This window comes from Cellulomonas sp. KU4C (assembly GCF_056868065.1).
Map to the genome: position 1 here is coordinate 382,702 of NZ_CP200322.1, position 23,214 is coordinate 405,915.

Genomic DNA, 23,214 nt, shown 5'->3' on the forward strand with positions numbered 1-23,214 from the left:
CGACGACGCGTGACACGATGCGGCCGTGACCGACGACTCCCCCGCCACGCCCGCCGACGAGCTGTTCCAGGCACTCGCCGAGCGCCTCGACGGGACGGCGTACGTGGTCGAGCGCACGACCGACGGTCTCGTGGTGCGCAGGGACCTCGCGGACGAGCAGTGGTATGCCCAGCAGCACGGCCGCGAGCGCCGGACGGTCGTGCAGCACCACGTCGTGCTGCACGAGGACACGCAGCTCGTGGAGATCACGGACGAGCACGTCGAGGTGAGCCGGCGCTCCGGGTCGCGGGTCCCGGCGGTCGACGCGAGCACGATGCGAGTCGCCCGCCGCCGCGGCCGGATCCAGGAGGTGTCGCTCAGCACGACCCTCGGGCGTTCGCCGTCCGGGCGGTGGGAGCGATGGGAGTCGCATCGGTTCGACACGGCCGAGGCGCACGAACACATCCGCGCGGTGGTCGCGGAGCAGGGCTGGGTCGAGCGGGCCGGACGGACGCAGCGCTCCGCGACGGGGGCGGCCGTCGCCGGTGTCGTCGTCGCCGGGCTGACCGTGGTGCTGCTGGTGGTCGGTTGGGTGCTGGGCCTGTTCTAGGCGGCGCCGCGGGGGTGCACGTCCCCGAGCCACCACGGGAACACCTGGCCGCCCGGACGGGCGGGGGGCCGGGGGCCACGGGCAGGCGGTACCGTCGGTGCCGTCGCACGCGGAGCACTCACCCGCGCGCGCCGGGGCCTCTAGCTCAACTGGCAGAGCAGCGGACTTTTAATCCGCGGGTTGTGGGTTCGATCCCCACGGGGCCCACCTCGTCGATCCGCTCAGAGCCGTGTCCGGGCTTCCGCCAGCAGCCACTCGACGACGACCAGCGGAACGTCCGACTCGGTGTAGAACCGAACGGTCCGCCGACCCGAGTCCTCGAACTCGAAGACGTCGGCGACCTGCTCACCACTGACTGTCTGCAGCTCGAGCGCCATCCCCTCGCGATCGCCGTTGCTGCTGGCCAGCACCAAGCGGAAGCCCTCCATCTCCTGACCACCTCCCTTTCGCGGCGCACCCAACCCGCTCATCCCATCAGCTCCCCCAGCGTCACGAGCCCCACGTCGTCCCGCTCCGCGGCGACCGCCATCAGCTCCGCGTCGAACCCGCACCGCCCGAACAGCACGAGCCGCGCGCCCCCGTCCCGCGCGTCCTGCGCCGCGAGCAGGTCGCGGATCCGCTCGAGCCTGCGGAGGTCGGTGGTCGTCCGCGGCCGGTTCGACGACTTCGCCTCGCCGAGCACGGCGACCGGTGGCCGACCAGGGCCCTCGTGGTCGCGGTGCAGCGCGACCACGTCGACCTCGTGCCGGGAGCGCTGCGTCGCGTCGTTCAGCACCGCCGAGCCGACACGGCCGAGCGGGGCCCCGAACCGGTCGCCGGCGTACCGACGGGTCCAGGTGCGGGCGATCTCCTCGAAGTGCAGCCCGAGCACCTGGGAGGAGAACGTGGCGGCCGCCCGCTCCCACACCGCCTCGACCTCCCGCTCCTCCAGGAGCGCGCGGTTCGGCGCGGTGATCAGCGCCTCGAACCGGACGATGGGGTCGGTGACGGCGTACCGGGGCCGCGACGGCATCAGGACGTCGGCGTCCCGCGTGAGGAACCCCGACGACACCAGCACGTCCAGCGGGTGCCGCAGCTGGTTGTGGTCCCGGCCCACCGCGGCGCCGATCTCCTTCTGATGGTGCCGTCCGCCCGCGACCGCCGTGAGCACCGAGACGTACTGCTCCTTGCTGCGCACTCGCGGGTCCTCCCGCAGGAGGTAGTCGGTCTCGGTGAACAGGGCGTGCGACGGGTTCAGGACGTTGCGCGCGAGCCAGCGCGGGAGCTCGTCGACGGTCGCGGGCGGCTCCTGCTCGACGAGCGCCCGGTAGCCGGGGGTGCCGCCGAACACCGCGCCGAGCCGGAAGGCGACCTCCGGGTCGGACGCCCCCCAGAACCCCGCCGCGTCCCGGTAGTCGAACGGGTGCACGGTCAGGTCCAGCGTCGCCCGCCCGCGGAGCGGCTTCTGCCCGGAGAGCAGCTCGGTCATGACCGAGAGCGCGGAGCCGCACACGATCACCGTGGCCGGCGAGTGCGCAGAGGCCTGACGCGACTCGTCGTAGAGCTCCTGGAGCACGCTGGGGATCTCCGGCGAGTGCGCGAGCAGGTACGGCAGCTCGTCGAGCACGAGAGCACGACCGCCCTCGACCGCCTGCGCCGGCGGCCTCTCTCCGCGCGCGGGGAGGCGGAGCGCGGTCCGCAGCGCAGCCTCCCAGTCGTCGAACCGCACGGTCCCGGCCGGCAGGCCGCGCTCGCGGGCGACGTCGTCCCCGAACCGCTGGAGCGCCTGGGTCCGCCCGACCTCCTGCGCCTGGTGGTAGAGACCTCCGGCAGCGGTGACGACGCGTCGCAGCAGGTAGCTCTTGCCCTGGCGGCGTCGTCCGGACACGATCGCGATGCGCAGGCCCGGCGCGTCGGAGCTGACCAGGTCGGCCAGGTCGTCCCACTCGCGCGTCCTGTCGTAGAGGTCGTCCGGCCTACGCACGGCGTCTCCTGTAAACGTAGTTATTGTAACTACGATTACAGTACACCCGCCTCCTCCCGCAGCAGCCCGTACGCGTACGAGTCGAGCCACCGCCCGTCCCGGTGCAGCGAGTCCGCGCGGAACGTCCCCTCGCGCCGCATCCCGACGCGCTCCATCAGCCGCCAGGACGGCTCGTTGTACGCGAAGCACACCGCCGTCAGCCGCCGCAGCCCGAGGTCGGTGAAGCAGGCGTCGACCAGCCGCCGCACGGCCTCCGTCGCCAGGCCGCGGCCCTGGACCGCCGGGTCGAACGCCCAGCCGATCTCGGCCTGCGTGCGCGCGGCCGCCGCGGCGACCTCCTGCTGTCCCCACCCGTCCTCGACGCGGAGGAGCAGGTCGCCCACGACGCGGCCGTCCTCCTCCACGATCACGGTCGGCCCGAGGTGGTCGGGCTGGAGCAGGCGCGCGGTGAACTCCGCCTCGTCCACGGGGAGCGAGGTCAGCCACCGCCCGACCTCGGGCAGCCGGCGGTAGCGGAACACGGCGGGCGCGTCCTCGGGCGTCGCCGGGCGCAGGACGAGCCGGTCGGTGGTCAGCGGCCAGGCGATCTCCGGGTGCGGTGCGCTCACCCGGGCAGGGTAGACCGCGCGCCGGGAGCGGCTACCGCAGCTGGCGCCCGTACTGGTCGCGCCCGCCGCTGGACAGCAGCACGATCCCGTCGACGACGGCCCAGATCCAGATGGCCGGGGCGATGACGAACCCGATCAGGACGACCATCAGGACGCAACCCACGATGAACCCGATCAGCTGGGTCAGGCCGATGCCGATCTGGCCCGCGTACAGCCGGCCGACCCCGCACACCCCGACCAGCGACAGCAGCAGCTGCAGCAGGCCCGCGGTGGTCCGGTTCTTATCCGACCACGCGACGCCGGTGTACGGGTCGACGCCGTAGGCGACCGGCCCGGCGGCGGGCGGGTACGCGTAGCCGTAGTCGGGGCCGTAGCCGCCCGGCTGCCCGGCGTACGGCTGCTGGTACGGCTGCTGCTGGTACGGCTGCATCGCGGACGGCTGCTGCGCGTCCCAGGGCTGCGGGCCGCCCGGGGGCTGCTGATCGCTCATGTGCCGGACCCTAGCGCGACCTCGTCGTGGGGCCGGGGCCGTTCAGCCGTCTGCCGCGCGACAGGATGTGCACGCATCGCGACAGGTTGTCGCCCACGGCGCCCGAGCGGGTGCGGCAGCGGTTTGGCTGTCCTCGGGGTCCGGGACGAGCCGGGCGCCGGGACCCGGAACGAGGACGTCGCATGGTCGGTCGCATCCGCAGCGCGTGGCAGGGCTTCGAGGAGCGCCGGCCCGCGGTCGCGCAGCTCGCGCTGTTCACGGTGATCAGCCAGGGCATGACGGCGCTGCAGCTCGCGCTCATGCCGCTGTTCAAGTGGCTGTTCAACCAGACCCCGCTGGTGGAGGCGGCGTTCCAGGTGCTGCCGGTCAGCACGAACGCGGACGGCAGCACGTTCTTCGTGTTCGACTACCCGGCGGGGGCGTTGCCGCTCGGCGGCGGCGGGCTGGCGTACTTCCTCGCGGTGCAGCTGACGCTGCTGATCGCGCAGGTCATCAACTTCTTCCTCCAGCGCAACGTGGCGTTCAAGTCGAACTCCGACCCGCGGGTGGCGGCCGCCTGGTACGCGGTCGCGTACGTGGTCATCACGTTCCTGGCGGCGTGCCTGCAGGGGTTCTACAAGGACCCGATCTACCAGTGGATGATCGAGCGCTGGGGCGGCACCGGCGAGACGGCGGCGGACGTCGTGACCATGCTGATCAACGCGCTGATCTCGTACTGCGTGTTCTTCCCGATCTTCAAGATCATCTTCAAGAAGGTCCCGGAGCCGGCCGCCGAGCCCACCCCCGAGCCGGCCGCGTCGAGATAGGACGCCGACGCCGAGGTAGGACGTCGGGACGTCCTACCTCGGCGCGGCGGTCCTGTCTCGGCGGACCAGCGAGCGAGCCAGCCGGTCAGCCGTGGCGGGCTACTTCTTGACCGGGATCGACTGGGCCTCGAGGGCCGAGACCGTCTTGCCCTCGGCGGACTCCAGCGCCTCCGGGATGGTGCCCTGGCCGGACGCGGCGCTCTTCAGGCCGTCGGACACGTCGTTGTAGACCTGCGTCATGGTCGGGCCCCACACGAAGTCGGGGTTGACCTGGGCCGAGGCCTCGGCGAAGACGTCGTAGATCTTCTGGCCGCCGTAGAACTCGACGCCCTCCTGGAGCACGGGCAGCGACGCACCCTCCTTGGTGGCCGGGTAGATGTTGGCCTCCTCGTTGAGGATGGTCAGCGCCTCCTCGGACGTGTTCAGCCACAGCGCGAACTTCGTCGCCTCGTAGAGGTGGTCCGTGCCCTTGAAGACCGCGGTGGACGAGCCGCCCCAGTTACCCGCGGCGGCGTCGCCGGCCTCCCACTGCGGCATGGGCGCGACGGCCCACTTGCCGGCGGTGTCCGGCGCGCCGGACGCGATGGAGTTCGCGCCCCAGACGGCCGACGTCCAGGTCCAGGCCTGGCCGGTGTTGTAGGCGTTGTCCCACTCGGTCGTCCACGCGGGGACGGTCGAGACGAGGTCGTCGGCGAGCAGGCCCTGCCAGTAGTCGGCGACCTTCTCGGACTCCGGCGACGTCAGCGTGACGGACCAGCCGTCGGTGTCGTTGCTGAACCACTGGCCGTCGGCCTGCCAGACGAACCCGGCGAGCTGGTTGACGTCGGCGGTCGAGAAGTTGGTGATGTACCCGCCGGCGGCCCGGACCTGCTTGGCGGCCTCGGCGTACTCGTCCCACGTGGTGGGGACCGCGATGCCGTTCTGCTCGAACAGGTCCTTGCGGTAGAACATCGCCATCGGGCCGGAGTCCTGCGGGACGGCCCACACGGACTCGTCGTCGCCGAGGGTGACCTGGCCCCAGGTCCAGTCGACGAACTGGTCCTGCGCGGCGACCACGTCGGCGCACGCGGACAGGTCGGTCAGGCCGTCCTGGACGCGGAAGTTCGGCAGGGCGTCGTACTCGATCTGGCCGAGGTCGGGCGCGTTGCCGGCCTTCAGCTGGTTGAAGAAGTTCTGGTAGGTGCCGCCGTTGCCGTTCGGCCCGGTCTGGACGGTGACCTGGATGTCGGGGTTGGCCTCGTTCCAGGCGTCCACGGCGACCTCGATGCCGGGGATCCACGACGTGTAGGACAGCTCGACCTTGCCGTCGGACGGCTCGCAGGCCGCGGCGTCGGAGCCGCCGTCGCCGGAGCCGCTGTCGCCGCCGGACGAGCACGCGGCCAGCGCGCCGACCAGGACGGTGGTGGTGAGCAGGGCGGTGACGCTCCTGCGCGTGCGGTGCTGCATGAGAGAGCTCCTTCTTCGTCGAGGGATGTGTCTCGGATGGGGTGGGGGGGACAGCAGGGGGTGGATCAGGCGGGCGGGGTCACTTGACCGACCCCGCACCGAGCCCGCCGCGCCAGAACCGCTGGAGCGCGAGGAACGCGACCACGAGCGGGACGATGGACAGCAGCGAGCCCACGAGCACGTACGTGTTGAGCTCGGGGATCTGGTTGAGCTGGGTGTTCCACTGGTAGAGCCCGAAGGTGACCGGGAACTTCCGCTCGTCGCGCAGCATGATCAGCGGGAGGAAGAAGTTGTTCCAGATCGCGACGAACTGGAACAGGAAGATCGTGACCAGCGCGGGCGTCATCAGCCGGATGCTGACGCCGAAGAACGTGCGCACCTCCCCCGCGCCGTCGAGGCGCGCGGCCTCGATGAGCTCGTCCGGGACGCTCGCGGCGGCGTAGATCCGGGCGAGGTAGACGCCGAACGGGCTGACGACGCTGGGCAGCAGCACCGCCCAGTAGGTGTCGGTGAGGTTGACGCGGGAGAACAGCAGGAACAGCGGCAGCGCGAGCGCCGTGGCGGGCACGAGCACCCCGCCGAGGACGACGTTGAAGATCGCCTCCCGGCCGCGGAACGCGTACTTCGCGAGGGCGTACCCGCACATCGAGGCCAGCAGGGTCGCGACGAACGCGCCGACGCCGGCGTAGAACAGCGAGTTGCCCATCCACTGGGCGAACAGGCCGTCCTTGTACGTGAGCACCGCGCGCACGTTCTCGACCAGGTTGAGGTCCGCGAACCACAGCGCGTTCGTGCTGAGCACGTCGCCGCGGGTCTTGGACGACGCGACCAGCAGCCACCAGATCGGCAGCAGGAAGTACACGGTGAACACGGCCATGACCAGCATCGCGGCCATCCGCGGCAGCACCGGGGTGCGCACCGAGCGGCCGGGCGAGGTGGCGGGCGCCGGCCCGCGGCGACGCGGCTTCGCGGGGGGTGCGGTGAGCGTGGTCATCGTGCCTCCCGGCGCTGCGAGAACTTGAGGAACCCGAACGACAGGACGAACGTCGCGAGCGCCAGGACCACGGAGAACGCCGCGGCGAGGCTCGTGTTCGGCACCGCCGAGGTCGTGTAGACGGTCATGTTCGGCGTGAACGTCGAGGTGACCGCCGAGCTGAACGAGCGGAACACCTGCGGCTCCGCGAGGAGCTGGAGGGTGCCGATGATCGAGAAGATCGCGGTCAGCGAGATGGCGGGCAGCACCATCGGGATCTTGATCGACCAGGCGATGCGGGTCTGGCTGGCGCCGTCGAGGACGGCGGCCTCGGAGACCTCGCCGGGGATGGCGAGCAGCGCCGAGTAGATGATGAGCATGTTGTAGCCGACGTACACCCAGGTCACGACGTTCGCGATGGCCCAGATCACCAGGTCGGCGCCGAGGATCGGCACGTTCTGGGTCAGCGCCGTGAACGGCGACAGCTGCGGGGAGTACAGGAAGCCCCACATGATCGCGGCGATCACGCCGGGCACCGCGTACGGCACGAAGTAGGCGAGCCGGAAGAACTTCTTGCCCTTGACCAGCGGGGAGTCGAGCAGGAGCGCGAACAGCAGCGCCAGGCCGAGCATGACCGGCACCTGCACGACGCCGAACACGAGCACCCGGCCGATGGACGACCAGAACGCCTCGTCGGCGAACACCTGCTGGTACTGGGTGAGCCCGCCGAACACGGTGCGCGCGGCGCCGAACGTGCCGTCCCGCTCGACCGTGAGCAGCGACTGGTAGACGGCGTAGCCGATCGGCACGACGTAGAACGCCAGGAACAGCAGGCCGAACGGGGCGACGAAGAACGTGATCGCGCGGCCGTAGCGACGTGGCCGCGCGGTGCGGACCCCGGGCGTCGCGGCCGCGGGCGGCGCGGTGAGGGTGGTCATCGGACGGGCTCCTCTCGCAGGACGCGGACCGCACGACCGGGGACGACGAGCTCGACGGCGACGGCGGTGTCCGTCACGAGCTCGTGCCCCCGGGCGGGCAGGGCCACGTCGGTCGCGGCGTGGTTGACGAGGAAGGTCCACCGCCGGCCGTCGGCGGCGGCGCGCACGACGCGCTCCACCCCCGCGGCGGCGAGGTCCGGGTCGGTGGGGACGCCGGCGTCGGCCAGCACCCGGCCGGCGAGCGCGGCGAGGTCGGGTGCCTCGAGCGCCGTGCCGACGTACCAGGCGGCGCCGCTGCCGGCGGCGCGCCGGGTGATCGCGGCCTCGCCGGCGGCGGGTCCGTCGGCGTACCGGGACAGCACCTCGGCGTCGACGACCTCGGAGCGCTCGCTCCAGAGCCGGGCGCGCTCGCCGGTGTCGAGGGTGAGCACCTGCTCGGGCAGGACGGGGGCGAGCTCCTCGACGCGGATGCCCAGCAGGTCGCGGAACGCGCCCGGGTAGCCGCCGAGCCGCACGGCGTCGTGCTCGTCGGCGATGCCGGACCAGAACGTCACCAGCGCGGTGCCGCCGTCCTCGACGTACCGGGTGAGCGCCGCGGCCTGCTCGTCGCGGACCAGGTAGAGCGTCGGGACCACGACCAGCCGGTAGCCGGACAGGTCCGCGTCGGCGCCGACGACGTCGACCGTCACGCCCTGCGCCCGCAGCGCGGTGTAGGTGGCGACGACCTGCTCGCGGTACCGGACGGCCGTCGACGGGACGTTCTCGCCGTCGACCGTCCACCAGGACTCCCAGCCGAACAGCACCGCGACGTCGGCCTGCACCCGGGAGCCGGCGACCTCGTCGAGGCGGTCCAGCACGGCGCCGAGCTCGACGGCGTCGCGCCACTGCCGGGAGGCGGTGCCGGCGTGCGGCACGAGGGCGGAGTGGAACTTCTCGGAGCCCTGCGTCGAGGCGCGCCACTGGAAGAAGCAGACGGCGTCGGCGCCGCGGGCGACGTGGGTCAGAGAGTTGCGCAGCATCTCGCCGGGACCCTTGGCGACGTTCACCGGCTGCCAGTTCACCGCGCCCGTGGAGTGCTCCATCAGCAGCCACGGCGCCCCGCCCGCGATCCCGCGGGTCAGGTCGGCGCTGAACGCCAGCTCGGTGGTCGGGTCGGCGAGCCGGTGGTCGAGGTAGTGGTCGTTCGCGACGACGTCGACGTGCGGCGCCCAGGTGAGGTAGTCGAGGTTCCGGATGTGGTCGGTGACCATGAAGTTGGTCGTGACCGGCACCTGCGAGTGCGCCCGGAGGACGGCGGTCTCGGCGCGCAGCTGGCCGAGCAGCTCGTCGGAGCTGAACCGGTGGAAGTCGAGCACCTGGCCGGGGTTGCGGGTGGACAGGGTGACGCGCGGCGGCAGCACCTCGTCGAACGACCCGTACCGCTGGCTCCAGAACGTCGTGCCCCAGGCGGCGTTCAGCGCGGCGACGTCCCCGTAGCGGGCGCGCAGCCAGTCGCGGAACGCGGCCGCGCTGGTGTCGCACCAGCACAGGGCGTTGTGGCAGCCGAGCTCGTTGGACACGTGCCAGAGCGCCAGCGCGGGGTGGTCGCCGTAGCGGCGCGCGACCTGCTCGACGAGGGCCAGCGACCGCTCGCGGTAGACGGGCGACGACGGGCACCAGGCCTGCCGACCGCCGGGCCAGCGGGTCGTGCCGTCGGCGGCGACGGGCAGCACCTCGGGGTGCCGGGTGGTCAGCCAGGGCGGGGTGGACGCGGTGCCGGTGCCGAGGTTGGCGCGGACGCCGTGCTCGGCGAGCAGGTCCATCACCTCGTCGAGGTCCCGGAAGTCGTACTCGCCCGGGCGGGGCTCGACGGTGGACCACCCGAAGACGTTGATCGCGACGAGGTCCACGCCGGCGTCGCGCATCAGGGCGACGTCCTCGCGCCAGACGGACCGGTCCCACTGCTCGGGGTTCCAGTCGCAGCCGAACGCGATGCCGGGGTGCGTGAAGGTCGGGGTCGACCGGGCGGGTGCCGGGTCGGTGACCGGGGCGACGGTGGTCGTCATCGTGCGCGACTCCTTTGTGTGCACGTGCACACACCACCACGGCCAAATCGCCCGATCCGGATGTGTGAACGTGCACACACTAACGACCTGAGTCCCGCTGTCAAGCCCCCCGGCGTCGCTACAGTGGGCCCGTGACGACCACCCCGCCCCGCCGCAAGCGCGCGACGGTGCACGACGTCGCCCGCGAGGCCGGCGTGTCCCGCGGGACGATCAGCCGGCTGCTGACCGGTGAGGGGTACGTCTCCGCCGAGGCGCGCGAGGCCATCGAGGCGGCGATCCGCAAGGTCGGCTACGTCCCCAGCACCACGGCGCGCAACCTGGTCCGGCAGCGCACCAACGCCGTCGGGTTCGTCGTGCACGAGCCGCACTCGCTGTTCCTCGAGGACCCGAACATCGGGGAGATCCTGCTCGGCGCCAACGAGGCGCTGTCCGAGGACGACTACCAGATGGTCTGCCTGGTCATCGGCTCGGACCGGGACTCCGAGCGGGTCGCCCGCTACCTGCGCGGCGGGTTCGTCGACGGGGCCGTCGTCGTCTCCGCCCGCGCCCACGACCCGATCACCGCCGTGATGCGCACGGCCCAGCTGCCGGTCGCGTTCGTCGGCCACCCGCCCGACCTCGAGGACCAGTCCTGGGTCGGCATCGACAACGTCGCGTCCGCCCGGGAGATCACCCGGCGGCTGCTCGCGACCGGCCGCCGCCGGGTGGCGATGATCGCCGCGGCGCTCGACCGCGACTCGGGCACCGACCGGCTCGCCGGCTTCACCGCCGCGCTCGGCGACCTGTTCGACCCGGCGCTCGTCGAGCCGGTCGACCTGTACTCCTACTCCGCCGGCGCCGCCGCGATGTCCGCGGTGCTCGAGCGCGCCCCCGACGTCGACGGCGTGTTCGCGGCCTCCGACGCCCTGGCCGCCGGGGCCCTGGACGCCCTGCGCCGCGCCGGGCGCCGCGTGCCCGAGGACGTCGGCCTGGTCGGGTTCGACGACTCCGCGTGGGCCCGGCGCGTGACGCCGCAGCTGTCGACGGTCCGCCAGCCCGCCGCGGGACTCGGCCGTGCGGCCGCGCAGAGCGTGCTCGCGCAGATCGCCGGCGAGCAGACCGGTCCCAGCGCGATCCTGCTGGACACCCCGGTCGTCTGGCGCGACAGCGCCTGACGGCTCAGGCGCGCTGCCGGGGCTCCCGCCGCCGCGGCCCCAGCACGAGCGCGACGCCCGCCGCCGTCGAGCCGAGCCCGCCCATCACCAGGTCGCCGACGGTGTCCCGGTAGGCGACGTGGATGCTCGGGTCGAGGTACGTGTGCCCGAGGTACTCCCCCACCTCCCAGAGCACGCTCAGCGCGAGCCCGAGCGCCGCGGTCACGGCCACCGACCCGGCGCGGGCGCGCCCGCCGACCAGCGTGCCGGGGTCCGCCACCGCGCCGGTCCACCGCGCGACCGCCACGTGCGCCACCGCCGCGACCAGACCCGTCACCACCAGGTGCATCACGAGGTCGAGCCAGGCGACCGTCTCGTACAGGTCCAGCGCCCCGGACCACGCGGCCGCGAGCAGGCCGAGGCCGTAGGCGGCGTCCAGGCGCGGCCCGATCCCCGCCGCCACCGGCACGACGAGGCCCGCGAGCACCAGCGCGAGCAGCGCGGCGTCGACCGGTCCGCGCAGCAGGAGGGCGACGGCCGCCGAGAGCAGCCCGAGCACCCGGACCGCGCCACCGGGGCCGCGCAGCAGCAGGCGGGGCACGCGTGGCGGCGCCGTCACCGCGGGTGCAGCTCCGGAGCGGGCTCGCCCGGGCCGGAGGCGGTCGTCGGCGGCGAGCCGAGGCGCGACGCCATGTGCCCCCCGAGGTAGGCGCTGACGCCGAGCACGCCGCCGGCGCCGAGCGACACGGCGACCCCGAGCCCGCGACGACCACCTCTGCGCAGCAGCCACGAGGCGCCGTACAGCCCCAGCGCCACGTCGTTCAGCGCGCCGTGCACCGTGCCGACCCGGAGCGTGCGGCGGTCCGACACGGCCCAGTCGGCCAGTCCGGTGACGACGGCCGGGACGGCGGACAGCACGCCGAGGCCGAGCAGCAGGTCGCTCGCCCGGCGCCGCCCGTCGCCGCCGGGGACCAGGTCGAGCACGGTCGAGCTCGCCCAGAACCCGATCGGCAGGTCGGTCGTCAGCGGGTGCGCGGCGTGCCCGATCGGTCGTCCGTGCAGCAGGGCGGCGACCCGTGGCTGCGCGCGCAGCGCGGACAGCACCACCGGCCGGGCCCGGTCGACGACGGCGTCGAGCCGGGTGGACCTCTCGAGCCGTCGGGTGAGCCGCAGGGGCAGGGCCTCGTCGTCGTGCATGGGGGAAGCATCGCCCGGCGCCCGCGGTCCCGCACGACGAGGGAATGGTCTACCGCGCGGTTCAGTGTTACGGTGAACCACATGGTTCACTACGAGGTCCTGGACGGCGTGTTCCGCGCCCTGTCCGATGCGACCCGGCGCGACGTCCTGGCCCGCCTGGGCGAGGGCCCGGCCACCATCGGCCAGCTCGCCGAGCCGCACGGCATCACGCTCACCGGCATGACCAAGCACGTCCGGGTGCTCGAGGACGCCGGGCTCGTCGTCACCCGCAAGGTCGGCCGGACCCGGCAGTGCCGGCTCGGCACCGAGCGGCTCGACGACGCCCTGTCCTGGATCGCGACCTACCAGCGCCTCTGGGAGCGCCGCCTCGACGGCCTGGACGCCTACCTCACCCTGCAGCGCGACCGCGACGACGCGCCGCCGACGGAAGGACGACCGACATGACCACCGACGCGACCGACCTCGAGCTGCGCGCGCAGCGCCTGCTGCCCGCCAGCCCCGAGGTCGTCTTCGACGCCTACACCGACGCCGAGCAGCAGCGGATCTGGTTCGCGATCCTCGACACCGAGCCCGGCGTCGTCGAGATCGAGGTCGACCTGCGGGTCGGCGGGCAGCAGACCGCGGTCTGGGGCCCGAACCGGGACGAGCTGTTCACCGAGGTGCAGACGTTCCTCGAGATCGACCGGCCGCACCGCCTGGTCACCGAGTCCGTGGGCAGCTTCCCCGACGGGCAGACGATGACCACGCGGGTCGAGGTCACGTTCGAGGCCGCCGACGGCGGCACGCTGATGCGCGTGGTGCAGAGCGGGTTCCCGTCGGCCGAGGTGCGGGACTTCTTCGCCGAGCACGCGTGGGGCGGGGCGTTCGACCGCATCGCGGCCTACCTGGCACGGGGCTGAGGCGCAGGGGCACGGCGCCGGCCCCGGGCCGCGCGTGCGGGGTCGGGCCGGCGGACCTACCGTCGGCCCAACCGGCGCGCACCGCGCCGCACCCGACCCCCGGAGGCCCGCATGCCCACCGCCACCCTGAACGGCACCGTCCTCGCGGACGCGCCCGAGTCCGACGTCCTGCACATCGAGGGCAACGTCTACTTCCCGCCGTCGAGCGTGCGGGCCGAGCTCGTCGCCTCCCCGACGCCCTACACCTGCCCGTGGAAGGGCGTGTGCCAGTACTGGTCCGTCCGCGACGGCGACGCGCTGCGGACCGACCTCGCCTGGTCCTACCCGGACCCCTACCCGGCGGCGTTCGACCGGGTCGGCGCGGACTTCAGCGGCTTCGTCGCATTCGGCCCGGGCGTGTCCGTGTCCTGACCGCCCGCCTGCGGGTCGCCTCGCGAGGTCGAGGGTTCATGACGGGACCGGCCCGTGAAACCCTCGACCTCGCGCGAAACCCTCGACCTCGACCGGCGATCGGCGCGGGGGGGGTGGGGGTCAGGTCGGGTTGGCGGGGGCGCCGTAGCGGAGGCCGTCGACGACGAGGTCGAGGAGGCCGCGGACCCGTTCCGCCCACCGGTCGGAGTCGGGGACGTTCCAGACGCCACCCATCGCCAGCATCACCTGCTCGCCGTCGACGTCCGGGCGGACCGTCCCGTCGGCGCGGCCCGCGGCGAGCAGCACCTCGATCGCGCCGATGATCCGCTCGCGCGTCTCCGCGAACAGCGACGAGTCCGACCCGGCGGCGGCGCGCAGGGCGGCACCCATGCCGCGCTTGGCGGCGGCGTACCGGACGTAGCGCCCCATCCACTCGCGCAGGGACTCGACCGCCGGCCGGTCCGCCTCGAGCAGCGCGGGGGCGGCGTCGCACAGCGCGGTGACCTCCTGGCGGTAGGCCGCCTCGACCAGCGCGCCCCGCTCGGGGAAGTGCCGGTAGAGCGTGCCGATCCCCACGCCCGCGCGCTGCGCGATGGCCTCGAGCGGCGTGTCGCCGTCCTCGGCGAACGCGGCGGCGGCGACCTCGAGCAGCCGGGCGCGGTTGCGCGCGGCGTCGGCGCGCAGCGGCTTCTCGGCGGGCGTCCGCTTCTCGGCGGGCGTCGTGGACACGTGGACATTCCCCCTTGCGAACCGGAGGAACCTCCGGTTAAGGTCGACGGAGCGAAACGGAGGCTCCTCCGTTCCAGGGTACGCCGCCGGACGACCTCCCGTCGACGACGGCCGCGACCCTCGCACCGCAGCACCAGGAGGCACCCATGGCCAGCACCTTCCACGGACTCTCGTTCGACGCCTACGACGCCCACGCCGTCGCCCGGTTCTGGGGCGCCGCGCTCGGCCGGGACGTCGCACCCGGCGCCAGCTCCGACCATGCCGAGCTGGTGGCCGACGACGCCGCACCCCGGCTCGTCTTCGACCGCGTCCCCGCCGGCGGCGTGGTGCGCAACGCCCTGCACCTCGACCTCGTGACCGGCGACCTGGAGCGCGAGTCCGAGCGGCTCGTCCGGCTCGGCGCCCGGCGCGTCGGTGCCGTCGCCGGCGCGGCCCGCTGGGTCCGCCTCACCGACCCCGAGGGCAACGCCTTCGACCTCCTGCCCGCCGCCTGACACCCCGCTGTGCCCGCGCTGTGAGCGCGGGCACACCGTCTCGGGATGCGGGGCCGAACACCGCGTGGGACTGTTCCCTCGTTCTGACCGAGACATGGAGGTGCCTGATGGGATTCTTCGGATTCCTGCTGCTGGGACTGATCGCCGGTGCGATCGCGAAGGCGATCCTCCCGGGCCGCCAGGCCGGGGGCTGGTTCGTGACGCTGCTGCTGGGCGTCATCGGCGCCCTGCTGGGCGGCTGGCTGGGGAGCGTGCTGTTCAACGCTCCGCTCGAGGACTTCTTCTCGATCCAGACCTGGCTGCTCGCCATCGGCGGCTCGATCATCGTGCTGCTGATCTACGGCGCGCTGACCGGCCGCAAGGGCGCCCGCGCCTGACCCCTGCCTGATCCCCCCAGGGGGACGAGCCCGGTCCGGCGGTGGTGGGACACCACCGCCGGACCGCATGCCGGACCAGCCGGCGACCGGTGGGACACCGGCGCCGCGCCCGGCACGACGAGGGCCCGCACATCCGCTCGAGGCGGCTGCGCGGGCCCTCGCTGTACGTCCGGGCACGCTGCCCGGCAGGATCAGCCCTGGGGCGTGAGCGTGAAGCCCGGGCTGCCCGTCGCCGACGGGTCCGCGTCCAGGGTCAGGTCCGCCAGGAGCGTCGCGGTCGACTCCGGCACGAACACGGTCGCGCCCTCGGCGTCGATCACCTCGTCGCCCGGTGCGGCCTCGGGGACGAGCGCGAGCTCGAACGACCCGAGCTGCTGCTCGGACTCCGCGATCCGCAGGCCGCCGGAGTCCGGGAGCCCGGCGCGGGTGGTGAGGTCACGGACGGCGGTGCTGGCGTTCTCGGTCAAGGTGAGCACGGACGGCTCCTCTCGTTGCCGGTGGCGACCGCCGCACGCTGACGTGCCGCGGCCATCGGTCCCCACCACCGTGCGCAGCCCGCGGCGAGGTCGCAACCGCGGGTCCGCTGGGCAAGACGGTGGCCGTCCGCTGCGCGGAGCGCGGTCGACAGGGGCGACCGGGTGCGGCACCCTGCGCACCCGGGACCGGCTGCGGAGCCGGGGCGCAGGGTCCCGGGACCCGTCAGCGGCGGTCGTCCCGGGGGCTCACCGGGGCGCTGCGGACCGAGCGGCGCGTCGGCGGCGCGGGGGTGCCGTCGTCCGGCTCGACGGCCGGCTGGACCTGGGTGACGCCGGTGGTCGTCGGCTCGTCGGCGTACGCGGGCAGCACCATCGTCCCGGAGTCGGCGGCCGGGGTGGGGCCGGAGCCCGGGGTGGGGTCGGAGGCCGGGGTGGGGTCGGAGGCCGGGGCCGGAGCCACGGCCGCCGAGGAGGCGGTCCTGCCCGACTCGCCCGGCGTGCCCGCCACGTCCGTCCGCGCCGCCGCGGCGTCGGCGTCGGCCGACGGCGTGGCGGGGGTGGGGTCGGACGGGGGGTCCGCCGGCGGGTCCGCCGGGGCGTCCGCGAGCGGGACCGCGGCCGTGCCCGGCGCCGCGACCGTCCCGACCGGGCGGCCGCCCGACGAGCGGCCCGGGGTGGGCTCGGCCTCCTCGCGGCCCTCCGCGGCGTGCTCCTCGCGCTCGGCGATGACGTCCTCGCCGGGTCCGGTGAACGACCGCGACCGCTCCATCGCCTCGACGCTGCCGGTGAACAGCCGGGCGTCGAGCTGACCCGTCTCCGGCCGCGCCTCGACCACCGCGTGCGCGCCGGTCGCCGGGCGCGACGCGCGCTCGGTGCGGGGCTCGACGGGAGGCAGGGGTGCGCCCTTCGTGGTCTCGATGCGGGTGCGCGGCAGCGCCTGCGGGGCGGCGCTCTGCAGGTACTGCACGAGGCCCTCGCGGATGTAGCAGCGCAGGTCGAACAGCGTGGGCGCGTCGACGGCGCTGGCGAGGGCCCGCAGCCGCACCCAGCCGCTCACCGCGTCGGTGACCTGGAGGATGCCGACGCGGTGGTCCCACAGGTCCGTGGCGGCGAGCAGGCGGTTCAGCTCGACGCGCAGCTCGTCGACCGGCACCTGCCAGTCGACGTCCAGCTCCACGGTGCCCAGCAGGTCCGCGGCACGACGGGTCCAGTTCTCGAACGGCGTCTGCGTGAAGTAGGTCGACGGCAGGATCAGCCGGCGGTCGTCCCACACGTGCACCACGACGTAGGTGAGCGTGATCTCCTCGATGCGGCCCCACTCGCCGTCGGCGATCACCACGTCGTCCACGCGGATCGCGTCGGTGAACGCCAGCTGGAGCCCGGCGAACACGTTGGCCAGCGAGCTCTGCGCCGCGAGGCCGGCGACGATCGACAGCACCCCGGCGGAGGCGAGCAGGCTGGCGCCGAACGCGCTCACGCCCGGGAACGTCAGCAGCACCGCGGCGACCGCCACGACCACCAGCACGGCCACCGTGATCCGCCGGAGCAGCTGGACCTGCGTGCGGACCCGGCGCGCGTGCCGGTTGTCCTTCACGTCCACGCGGTAGCGCTGGAGCGCGGTGTCCTCGACGACGAACGCCAGCGTCCCGACCAGCCACGTCGCCGTGCCGATCAGGGCGATCAGCAGCACGTGCCGCACGACGCCCATCCACCCCGAGGCGTTCCACGTGGCGTCCGGCACCGACAGGGCCAGCGCCACCCACACCGCGATCACGATGAGCACCGCGCGCAGCGGCCGCTTGGCGCGCCGGGCCAGGTCCGCGGCGATCAGGGACTTCTTGGCGGCCGAGCGCACCAGCACCCCGATGACGACCGCGGCGAGCATCGCCGCCAGCACGCCGCCGACGACGGAGAGCACCGGGACGAGGACGTCCCGGGCGGTGTCGACCGTGTCTTCTTCCACTGCAGCAAGGATCACGCCGACCATCGGACCACGGCCCCCTGAGGACGACCACCCGAGCACCGACCCCCGGCCGCCCCTCCCCAGGACCTGCACACGGCGGTCCCAGGTGCCGGGCTCAGGTGGTGAGGGCGATGGCGATCAGGAGCATCGTCACCAGGAAGCCGACCACCAGGTTCAGCCACAGGAACGTGCGCCAGCCGGCGTTGGCCCGCTCGCAGTCCTCGTCGCGGACCGACCAGAACCGGGCCGTGCTGACCGCGTAGGCCAGCGGCAGCACCGCGGCGAGCAGCCCCGGCCACGGCAGCACCAGCAGCACGCCGGCGGCGGCGGCGTACGCGACGGTCGCGCCGACCACGGTCGCGTGCGCGCCGAGCACCGTCGCGACCGAGCCGATCCCGCCCTCGCGGTCCGCGCGGACGTCCTGCACCGCGCCGAACGCGTGGGACGCCATCCCCCACGCCACGAACGCCACGAGCACCGGCCACACCGACCGCGACCCCAGGTCCGCGTCGACCAGCACCAGCGCGTACAGCAGCGGCCCGACGAAGTGCATCGCCGACGTCGCGGAGTCCAGGACGGGGCGCTCCTTGAACCGCAGCACCGGGGCCGAGTACGCGACGACGAGGAACACGACCAGCGCGAGCACCAGCCCGGCGGCGAGCGACCCGACGGCCAGCAGGTAGACCAGGAACGGCAGCACCGACAGCGCGCTCGCCCACAGGATCCGCCGGTGCACCGAGCGCGCCGCCGACGGGTCGACCAGGGCGCCCTCGATGCCGCCCTTGCGGGGGTTGCGCAGGTCGGAGGCGTAGTCGAACACGTCGTTCACGCCGTACATCAGCAGGTTGTACGGGATCAGGAAGAACAGCGTCCCGATGACGAACGTGAGGTCGACCCGCCCCTCGGTCGCCAGCAGGTAGCCGGCGGCGAACGGGTAGGCGGTGTTGATCCAGGAGAACGGGCGGGACGCCGCGAGCACCTGCTTCACGCGGCACCCTCCTCGTCGGTGGTCGGTGCGGACGCGGTGGTGCGCGGACCGAGCGCCGTCCACAGCACGGGCATCGCGAGCGCGGCCGCGATCGCGTAGGCGAAGTCCTCCAGGGGCGCGCCCCAGAGGTAGACGCCGAGGATCTTGTCCTCCGCGTAGACGTACAGGTCGGCGGCGATCATCAGGGTGTCGAACACCATCGTCAGCAGGCACATGGCGAGCGCCCCGAGCACGACGGGCCCGGGCCGCAGCCGCCGCAGCACCCGCCACGACACGGCGGTCAGCACCACGAGCACGATCACGTTGAGCACGATGTTCGTCACGGCCGCGCCTCCTGTGCCCGTGCCAGCGCCCGACGACCCCACCACCGGTCCAGCCCGCGCCAGACCAGCAGCGCGTTGTAGCAGAGCAAGGTGAGGAACACGGCCTCCTCGACGGGCAGCTCGGGGGCGAGCAGCAGCCCCGTCATGTGCGGGCTCTCGCCGCGGGCGAAGATCCCGAGCAGCAGGCCCGCGACGTCCCACAGCAGGAACCCGACGACGCCGATCCCCACGGTCAGGGCGGCGCGGCGGGGGGCGTCCCAGAACGCCAGGCGCCAGCGGCGGTCGATCACGGCGAGGCCGCCGAGGGACACCAGGAGCGCCCCCAGGTAGGCGAGTCCGATCACCGGCCGCCCGTCCCCGCGCCTGCCGGGCCGTGCTCGGCCCACGTGCCGCGGCGGCGCGCGGCGTCGAGGAACCCGGGGCGCAGCGGCGTCGGCAGGGGGCTCGGGGAGGTCTCCCCCAGCATCCGCTTCGCGACCAGCTCCGCGCCGATCAGGCACATCGGCAGCCCGACGCCCGGCACGGTGTTGCCACCGACGTGCAGCAGGTTGGGCACCCGGGGCGACCGGTCGGAGGGCCGGAACATCGCGCTCTGCGCGAGCGTGTGCTCCATCCCGAGCGCGGAGCCCCGCCACGAGGAGAAGTCGCGCGCGAAGTCCGCCGGGCCCACGACCCGGCGGGTCACCACGCGCTCGCGCAGGTCCGGGACGCCCGCCCACCGGGCGATCTGGTCGAGGTACCGGTCGGCGTAGGAGTCGAGCTCCGCGCGGCCGGCCTCCCCCGCCCCGATCCCCGGGTCGGCGGGGAACGGCACCAGCACGTACAGGTTCTCGTGCCCGGCCGGGGCCGCGCCGGGGTCGGTCGCGCTGGTCCGGGACACGTACAGCGACGCGACGTCCGGGACCCGCAGGTCGCCCGGCGCCGTCACCCGGCCCGAGCCGAGGATGTCGTCGAAGTTGCCCTCCCAGTCGCGCGTGAAGAACAGGGAGTGGTGCGGCAGCTCAGGCAGCTCGCCGCGGACTCCCGCCATGATGAGCAGCGCGGAGATGCCGGGGCCCTTCGACTCCCACCAGGACGCCGGCAGGGTCCGGTGCTGCTCGGGCAGCAGCGCGGTCTCGGTCTCGTGCAGGTCCGCGCCGGAGACGACGACGTCGGCTGCCAGCACCTCCCCGGACGCGAGCCGCACGCCGCGGGCGACGCCGGTGCGGCGCGGGTGCCGCAGCGACCGGCCGGCGTCGTCGACCTCGACGCCGACGACCTCGGCCCCGGTGCGGATGGTGACCCCGTTCTTCCGGGCCAGCCGCTCGATCGCCTCGATGACCGTGTACATGCCGCCGCGCGGGTAGTACACGCCCTCGACCAGGTCGAGGTGCGTCATCAGGGAGTACAGCGCCGGCACCCGGTACGGCGACGAGCCGAGGAAGACCGCGTGGTAGCTGAGCGCCTGCCGGAGCACCGGGTGCTGCGTGACGCCGGCGACCTTGTCGGCGAGCGTCCGGGTGAGCAGCGGCGCGAGCGTGCCGACCCGGGTCGCGACCTCCAGGTCCACCGCGCGGTCGAGCCGCTCGAACGTCGTGTAGAGGAAGTGGTCCAGCGCCGTCCGGTACGCGTCCGTCGCCTCGGCGGCGTACGCCCGCACGGCCTCGCCGGCTCCCGGCTCGAGGGCCTCGAAGGTCGCCCAGTTCCGCTCGGGGTCCGACGTCAGGTCGAACGGCTGGGACGGCTGGCCCGCCTCCGGCTCGGGGAACAGCCGGTAGGCGGTGTCCAGCTTCACCAGGTCGAGGTGGTCGCGGATGTCCTCGCCGAGCAGGTCGAAGAAGTGCGCGAACACCTCGGGCATGAAGAACCACGACGGACCGGTGTCGAACCGGAACCCGTCGACCTCGTGCAGCCCCGCGCGCCCGCCGACCCGCTCGTGCCGCTCCAGCAGGGTGACCTCGGCGCCACCCCGTGCGAGCAGCGCCGCGGTCGCGAGGCCGCCGATCCCGCCGCCGACCACGACCACCCGGTTCGTCACGCCCTGCCTCCGTCGTCCGTCGTGCGCGCCGGCGAGCTGCCGGTCACGCGGTCCCGCACCGCACCCGCGGCCTGCTGGCCGACCACCCCCGCGAGGACCGCGAGCTTGCGCGGCGTGCTGACCCGCACGCGGCGCGCCAGCACCTCCTCGGGGGGTGTCGCCGCGAGGTCCGCGAGCAGCCGGTCGTACAGGGCCAGCGTCGCGGCCACGGCGGTCCTGGCGCGGCGCGGCAGCCGGGGCAGCGCCGCGCGCGCCCGGGCGAGGTCGTCGGCGATCTCGTCGAGGATCTCCGCGAGCTGCGCGTCCGTCGGGCCCGTGGGGGCGACGCCGGGGAAGTAGCACCGTCCGAGCTCGCCGGAGTCGGCGCCGAGGTCGCGCAGGAAGTTGATCTTCTGGAACGCGGCGCCCAGCGCGCGGGCGCCGTCGACGGTGTCCGCGTCGGGGCGCCGCACCGGCTCCCCCGGGCGACGGTCCGCGTTGAGGAACACCTGCAGGCACATCAGCCCGACGACCTCGGCGGACCCGTAGACGTACAGCAGGTAGGACGCGCGGTCGTGCACCTGCACCGTGAGGTCGGCGCGCATGGACGCGAAGAACGGGTCGATCTCCGCCGGGCCGATGCCGGTCCGCCGGGCCGTGCGGGCGAACGCGTGCACGACGAGGTTGGTCGACCAGCCGGTCTCCAGGGCGCGTGCGGTCTGCGCCTCGAGCTCGTCGAGCAGCGCACCGGCGTCGGCGCCGCCCCGGGTGTCGACGACCTCGTCCGCGATCCGGACCAGGGCGTACACGGCCTCGATGTCGCGGCGGGCGCGCGGGCCCAGCAGCCGGGTGCCCAGCCCGAACGACGTGGAGTACCCGGCGAGCACGGTGCGGCTCGCGCGGGCGGCGGTCCGGTCGTAGAGCGCGGCGGAGGCGGCGCGGACCCCGGCGGTCACGCGTCGACCCCGGCGAGCGCGTCGAGCAGGCCGGTCAGGTGGGTCGCGAGGTCCTCCGGCAGCCCCTCCTCCGCGGTGGTGCGCGCGGTGCGGACGGCGTCGGCGCGGACCAGGCGGGCCTCGTGCAGCGCGCCGGAGCCGACGAGCACGTCCCGCACCCGGGCCGCCCCCTCCTCGGTCAGGTCCGCGCGACCCACGGCGCCGTCGAGCACCGCGCGCTGGGCGGCGTCCGCGCGCAGGTACGCGAGGCGCAGCGAGCTCGGTGCGCTTGCCCTCGCGCAGGTCCGACAGCACGGACTTGCCGGTGACGGCGGGGTCGCCGAACACGCCGAGCTCGTCGTCGAGCAGCTGGAACGCGACGCCGAAGGCGGTGCCGAACCGGTCGAGCACCCCGAGCACCGCGTCGTCCGCCCCGGCGAGCACCGCGCCGGCGGCCAGCGGCGTGCAGCAGGAGTACACGGCGGTCTTCAGCTCGGCGACGCGCAGCGCGTCCACGGCGGTGGGGCCGTGCAGCGCGCCGGTCACGTCCAGCAGCTCGCCGGCCACCGTCGTGTCGACGGCCCGGGCCAGCTGCTGCACGACGCGCAGGCGAAGCTCGGCGTCGACGGGGGCGGCGACCACCAGGTCGAACGCGGCGGCGATCGCCAGGTCCCCGCCGAGCAGCCCGGCCGCGAGCACCGCGTCGTCCGCGACGGGCCCGACGACCCCGCGGGCGGCGAGCCGGCGCCGGGCGGTGCCGGTCACGTTGGGCCGGCCGCGGCGGGTCTCGTCGTGGTCGAGGACGTCGTCGTGCACGAGCATCGCCGTGTGCAGCATCTCCTGGGCGGCGGCCACCGGGGCGACGGCGGCGACGTCCGTCCCGCCGAGCCCGAGGTACGCGGCGACGGTCAGGCGCGGCCGCATGAGCCGGCCGGCACCGAGCTGCTGGCCGACGGCCCGCCACAACGACGCGTGCTCGGCGGCGGTCTCCCGGGCGGCGGCGCGCCGACGGGCGACGTCGTCGACCAGCAGGGCGCGCACCACCGCGAGGGCGTCGTCGACGCGGTCGTCCAGCCCGGCCGGGGCCGCGCTGGTGCGCGGTGCGGCCGCGCGCGGGCGCGACGTCGGTGCGGATGCGACCAGGCTCGTGGCGCCCGGCGCGTCCGTACGGCTGCGGGCACTGCGCACGCGCCACCTCCCAGGGACTCGACCAAGGTGCTCAGCATACTGAGCACCTCCAGCGGCACCACCGGAACCGCGGCGACCCGGCGGCGGGTCCGCCTCAGCGTGCACTCTGCCGCATGACCGGGTTCGACACGACTTGTCCGCCCCGGCGATTCCCGTCGCGCTGTCCGCGCACCAGCGACCCAGCCAGCAAGAACGCACATGATCCAACGCATCCGCGCAGAAAGCACCAGCACCGCACGCCGGATCG

The 23,214-nt window shown here is 74.1% G+C and carries 26 protein-coding genes and 1 tRNA gene; 9 read left to right on the top strand and 18 right to left on the bottom strand.

The features are described 5' to 3' along the window. Positions 1-25: 25 nt before the first annotated feature. Together AC1VL8_RS01740 and AC1VL8_RS01745 are read left to right on the top strand one after the other, a co-directional pair. On the top strand, positions 26-589 hold the full coding sequence (locus tag AC1VL8_RS01740; protein WP_483073883.1) for a hypothetical protein: 564 nt from the start codon (positions 26-28) through the stop codon (positions 587-589). Between the two features lie 134 nt (positions 590-723). After that, a tRNA-Lys gene (locus AC1VL8_RS01745) sits at positions 724-796 on the top strand. A gap of 14 nt (positions 797-810) precedes the next feature. Here AC1VL8_RS01745 and AC1VL8_RS01750 read toward each other — a convergent pair. From AC1VL8_RS01750 to AC1VL8_RS01765, 4 genes are read right to left on the bottom strand one after another with little or no spacing between them, the layout of a single operon-like run. Continuing rightward, positions 811-1,017, bottom strand: coding sequence for a hypothetical protein (locus AC1VL8_RS01750; protein WP_483073884.1), 207 nt, complete (start codon positions 1,015-1,017; stop codon positions 811-813). Positions 1,018-1,055: 38 nt separating this feature from the next. Next, entirely contained in the window at positions 1,056-2,552 is a 1,497-nt protein-coding gene (locus AC1VL8_RS01755; protein ID WP_483073885.1) for an ATP-binding protein, read from the bottom strand. 35 nt (positions 2,553-2,587) lie between these two features. Continuing rightward, a complete protein-coding gene (locus tag AC1VL8_RS01760; protein ID WP_483073886.1) occupies positions 2,588-3,160 on the bottom strand; it encodes a GNAT family N-acetyltransferase in 573 nt (190 codons plus the stop codon). A gap of 31 nt (positions 3,161-3,191) precedes the next feature. Next, the gene (locus AC1VL8_RS01765) at positions 3,192-3,650 is read right to left on the bottom strand and encodes a TM2 domain-containing protein (protein ID WP_483073887.1); all 459 of its coding nucleotides are present in this window, start codon (positions 3,648-3,650) and stop codon (positions 3,192-3,194) included. A gap of 182 nt (positions 3,651-3,832) precedes the next feature. Between AC1VL8_RS01765 and AC1VL8_RS01770 the strand changes: the two genes are divergently transcribed. Beyond that, on the top strand, positions 3,833-4,456 hold the full coding sequence (locus AC1VL8_RS01770) for a hypothetical protein (protein ID WP_483073888.1): 624 nt from the start codon (positions 3,833-3,835) through the stop codon (positions 4,454-4,456). A gap of 99 nt (positions 4,457-4,555) precedes the next feature. On the opposite strand, the gene AC1VL8_RS01775 is transcribed toward AC1VL8_RS01770, so the two are convergent. The 4 genes from AC1VL8_RS01775 to AC1VL8_RS01790 all read right to left on the bottom strand — a co-directional run bounded on the left by AC1VL8_RS01775 (position 4,556) and on the right by AC1VL8_RS01790 (position 9,858). Then, positions 4,556-5,902, bottom strand: a complete 1,347-nt coding sequence (locus AC1VL8_RS01775) for an ABC transporter substrate-binding protein (RefSeq protein ID WP_483073889.1) — start codon at positions 5,900-5,902, stop codon at positions 4,556-4,558. Positions 5,903-5,981: 79 nt separating this feature from the next. Further along, on the bottom strand, positions 5,982-6,896 hold the full coding sequence (locus AC1VL8_RS01780) for a carbohydrate ABC transporter permease (protein WP_483073890.1): 915 nt from the start codon (positions 6,894-6,896) through the stop codon (positions 5,982-5,984). Continuing rightward, the gene (locus AC1VL8_RS01785) at positions 6,893-7,813 is read right to left on the bottom strand and encodes a carbohydrate ABC transporter permease (protein WP_389231540.1); all 921 of its coding nucleotides are present in this window, start codon (positions 7,811-7,813) and stop codon (positions 6,893-6,895) included. The genes AC1VL8_RS01780 and AC1VL8_RS01785 overlap by 4 nt, the downstream gene beginning before the upstream one ends. Continuing rightward, positions 7,810-9,858: a beta-galactosidase gene (locus AC1VL8_RS01790; RefSeq protein ID WP_483073891.1), complete on the bottom strand. Its 2,049-nt coding sequence runs from the start codon at positions 9,856-9,858 to the stop codon at positions 7,810-7,812. The genes AC1VL8_RS01785 and AC1VL8_RS01790 overlap by 4 nt, the downstream gene beginning before the upstream one ends. A gap of 131 nt (positions 9,859-9,989) precedes the next feature. Between AC1VL8_RS01790 and AC1VL8_RS01795 the strand changes: the two genes are divergently transcribed. Continuing rightward, a complete protein-coding gene (locus tag AC1VL8_RS01795) occupies positions 9,990-11,012 on the top strand; it encodes a LacI family DNA-binding transcriptional regulator (protein WP_483073892.1) in 1,023 nt (340 codons plus the stop codon). A 4-nt stretch (positions 11,013-11,016) separates the two neighbouring features. On the opposite strand, the gene AC1VL8_RS01800 is transcribed toward AC1VL8_RS01795, so the two are convergent. Then, positions 11,017-11,592: a hypothetical protein gene (locus AC1VL8_RS01800; protein WP_483073893.1), complete on the bottom strand. Its 576-nt coding sequence runs from the start codon at positions 11,590-11,592 to the stop codon at positions 11,017-11,019. A 14-nt stretch (positions 11,593-11,606) separates the two neighbouring features. Continuing rightward, entirely contained in the window at positions 11,607-12,188 is a 582-nt protein-coding gene (locus tag AC1VL8_RS01805; RefSeq protein WP_483073894.1) for a DUF2231 domain-containing protein, read from the bottom strand. Between the two features lie 81 nt (positions 12,189-12,269). Here AC1VL8_RS01805 and AC1VL8_RS01810 point away from each other — a divergent pair, with 81 nt between their 5' ends. From AC1VL8_RS01810 to AC1VL8_RS01820, 3 genes are all read left to right on the top strand, one after another. Continuing rightward, a complete protein-coding gene (locus AC1VL8_RS01810) occupies positions 12,270-12,632 on the top strand; it encodes an ArsR/SmtB family transcription factor (protein ID WP_483073895.1) in 363 nt (120 codons plus the stop codon). Further along, positions 12,629-13,087, top strand: coding sequence for an SRPBCC family protein (locus AC1VL8_RS01815; protein ID WP_483073896.1), 459 nt, complete (start codon positions 12,629-12,631; stop codon positions 13,085-13,087). The genes AC1VL8_RS01810 and AC1VL8_RS01815 overlap by 4 nt, the downstream gene beginning before the upstream one ends. 111 nt (positions 13,088-13,198) lie before the next feature. After that, on the top strand, positions 13,199-13,498 hold the full coding sequence (locus AC1VL8_RS01820; protein WP_389231562.1) for a DUF427 domain-containing protein: 300 nt from the start codon (positions 13,199-13,201) through the stop codon (positions 13,496-13,498). Positions 13,499-13,618: 120 nt separating this feature from the next. Here the strand turns inward: AC1VL8_RS01820 and AC1VL8_RS01825 are convergent, their stop codons facing one another. Then, positions 13,619-14,227 (bottom strand): TetR/AcrR family transcriptional regulator, encoded by a 609-nt coding sequence (locus AC1VL8_RS01825; RefSeq protein ID WP_483073897.1) that lies wholly within the window; start codon positions 14,225-14,227, stop codon positions 13,619-13,621. Between the two features lie 146 nt (positions 14,228-14,373). Here AC1VL8_RS01825 and AC1VL8_RS01830 point away from each other — a divergent pair, with 146 nt between their 5' ends. Next, a complete protein-coding gene (locus AC1VL8_RS01830; protein ID WP_483073898.1) occupies positions 14,374-14,721 on the top strand; it encodes a VOC family protein in 348 nt (115 codons plus the stop codon). 107 nt (positions 14,722-14,828) lie between these two features. Beyond that, entirely contained in the window at positions 14,829-15,098 is a 270-nt protein-coding gene (locus tag AC1VL8_RS01835) for a GlsB/YeaQ/YmgE family stress response membrane protein (protein WP_389231570.1), read from the top strand. 191 nt (positions 15,099-15,289) lie between these two features. Here AC1VL8_RS01835 and AC1VL8_RS01840 read toward each other — a convergent pair whose 3' ends face one another. The 7 genes from AC1VL8_RS01840 to AC1VL8_RS01870 form a co-directional block, all read right to left on the bottom strand. Then, positions 15,290-15,574, bottom strand: coding sequence for a hypothetical protein (locus AC1VL8_RS01840; RefSeq protein WP_483073899.1), 285 nt, complete (start codon positions 15,572-15,574; stop codon positions 15,290-15,292). Between the two features lie 223 nt (positions 15,575-15,797). Next, on the bottom strand, positions 15,798-17,537 hold the full coding sequence (locus AC1VL8_RS01845; protein ID WP_483073900.1) for a mechanosensitive ion channel family protein: 1,740 nt from the start codon (positions 17,535-17,537) through the stop codon (positions 15,798-15,800). Between the two features lie 115 nt (positions 17,538-17,652). Continuing rightward, the gene (locus AC1VL8_RS01850) at positions 17,653-18,525 is read right to left on the bottom strand and encodes a prenyltransferase (protein ID WP_483073901.1); all 873 of its coding nucleotides are present in this window, start codon (positions 18,523-18,525) and stop codon (positions 17,653-17,655) included. Continuing rightward, positions 18,522-18,848: a lycopene cyclase domain-containing protein gene (locus AC1VL8_RS01855; protein ID WP_483073902.1), complete on the bottom strand. Its 327-nt coding sequence runs from the start codon at positions 18,846-18,848 to the stop codon at positions 18,522-18,524. The genes AC1VL8_RS01850 and AC1VL8_RS01855 overlap by 4 nt, the downstream gene beginning before the upstream one ends. After that, a complete protein-coding gene (locus tag AC1VL8_RS01860; RefSeq protein WP_389231586.1) occupies positions 18,845-19,192 on the bottom strand; it encodes a lycopene cyclase domain-containing protein in 348 nt (115 codons plus the stop codon). Before AC1VL8_RS01860 ends, AC1VL8_RS01855 begins: the two co-directional genes overlap by 4 nt. Then, on the bottom strand, positions 19,189-20,865 hold the full coding sequence (gene crtI / locus AC1VL8_RS01865) for a phytoene desaturase family protein (protein ID WP_483073903.1): 1,677 nt from the start codon (positions 20,863-20,865) through the stop codon (positions 19,189-19,191). The genes AC1VL8_RS01860 and crtI overlap by 4 nt, the downstream gene beginning before the upstream one ends. Then, complete coding sequence (locus AC1VL8_RS01870; protein WP_483073904.1) at positions 20,862-22,967, bottom strand: squalene/phytoene synthase family protein; 2,106 nt, start codon at positions 22,965-22,967, stop codon at positions 20,862-20,864. The genes crtI and AC1VL8_RS01870 overlap by 4 nt, the downstream gene beginning before the upstream one ends. Positions 22,968-23,214 lie beyond the last annotated feature (247 nt).

What these genes read in the sequence shown, in the direction of transcription:
- AC1VL8_RS01790 (WP_483073891.1), bottom strand. Translation starts at nt 9,858, where the DNA reads ATGACGACCACCGTCGCCCCGGTCACCGACCCGGCACCCGCCCGGTCG.
- AC1VL8_RS01835 (WP_389231570.1), top strand. Translation starts at nt 14,829, where the DNA reads ATGGGATTCTTCGGATTCCTGCTGCTGGGACTGATCGCCGGTGCGATC.
- AC1VL8_RS01785 (WP_389231540.1), bottom strand. Translation starts at nt 7,813, where the DNA reads ATGACCACCCTCACCGCGCCGCCCGCGGCCGCGACGCCCGGGGTCCGC.
- AC1VL8_RS01775 (WP_483073889.1), bottom strand. Translation starts at nt 5,902, where the DNA reads ATGCAGCACCGCACGCGCAGGAGCGTCACCGCCCTGCTCACCACCACC.
- AC1VL8_RS01805 (WP_483073894.1), bottom strand. Translation starts at nt 12,188, where the DNA reads ATGCACGACGACGAGGCCCTGCCCCTGCGGCTCACCCGACGGCTCGAG.
- AC1VL8_RS01830 (WP_483073898.1), top strand. Translation starts at nt 14,374, where the DNA reads ATGGCCAGCACCTTCCACGGACTCTCGTTCGACGCCTACGACGCCCAC.
- AC1VL8_RS01765 (WP_483073887.1), bottom strand. Translation starts at nt 3,650, where the DNA reads ATGAGCGATCAGCAGCCCCCGGGCGGCCCGCAGCCCTGGGACGCGCAG.
- AC1VL8_RS01820 (WP_389231562.1), top strand. Translation starts at nt 13,199, where the DNA reads ATGCCCACCGCCACCCTGAACGGCACCGTCCTCGCGGACGCGCCCGAG.
- AC1VL8_RS01780 (WP_483073890.1), bottom strand. Translation starts at nt 6,896, where the DNA reads ATGACCACGCTCACCGCACCCCCCGCGAAGCCGCGTCGCCGCGGGCCG.
- AC1VL8_RS01810 (WP_483073895.1), top strand. Translation starts at nt 12,270, where the DNA reads ATGGTTCACTACGAGGTCCTGGACGGCGTGTTCCGCGCCCTGTCCGAT.
- AC1VL8_RS01815 (WP_483073896.1), top strand. Translation starts at nt 12,629, where the DNA reads ATGACCACCGACGCGACCGACCTCGAGCTGCGCGCGCAGCGCCTGCTG.
- AC1VL8_RS01770 (WP_483073888.1), top strand. Translation starts at nt 3,833, where the DNA reads ATGGTCGGTCGCATCCGCAGCGCGTGGCAGGGCTTCGAGGAGCGCCGG.
- AC1VL8_RS01750 (WP_483073884.1), bottom strand. Translation starts at nt 1,017, where the DNA reads ATGGAGGGCTTCCGCTTGGTGCTGGCCAGCAGCAACGGCGATCGCGAG.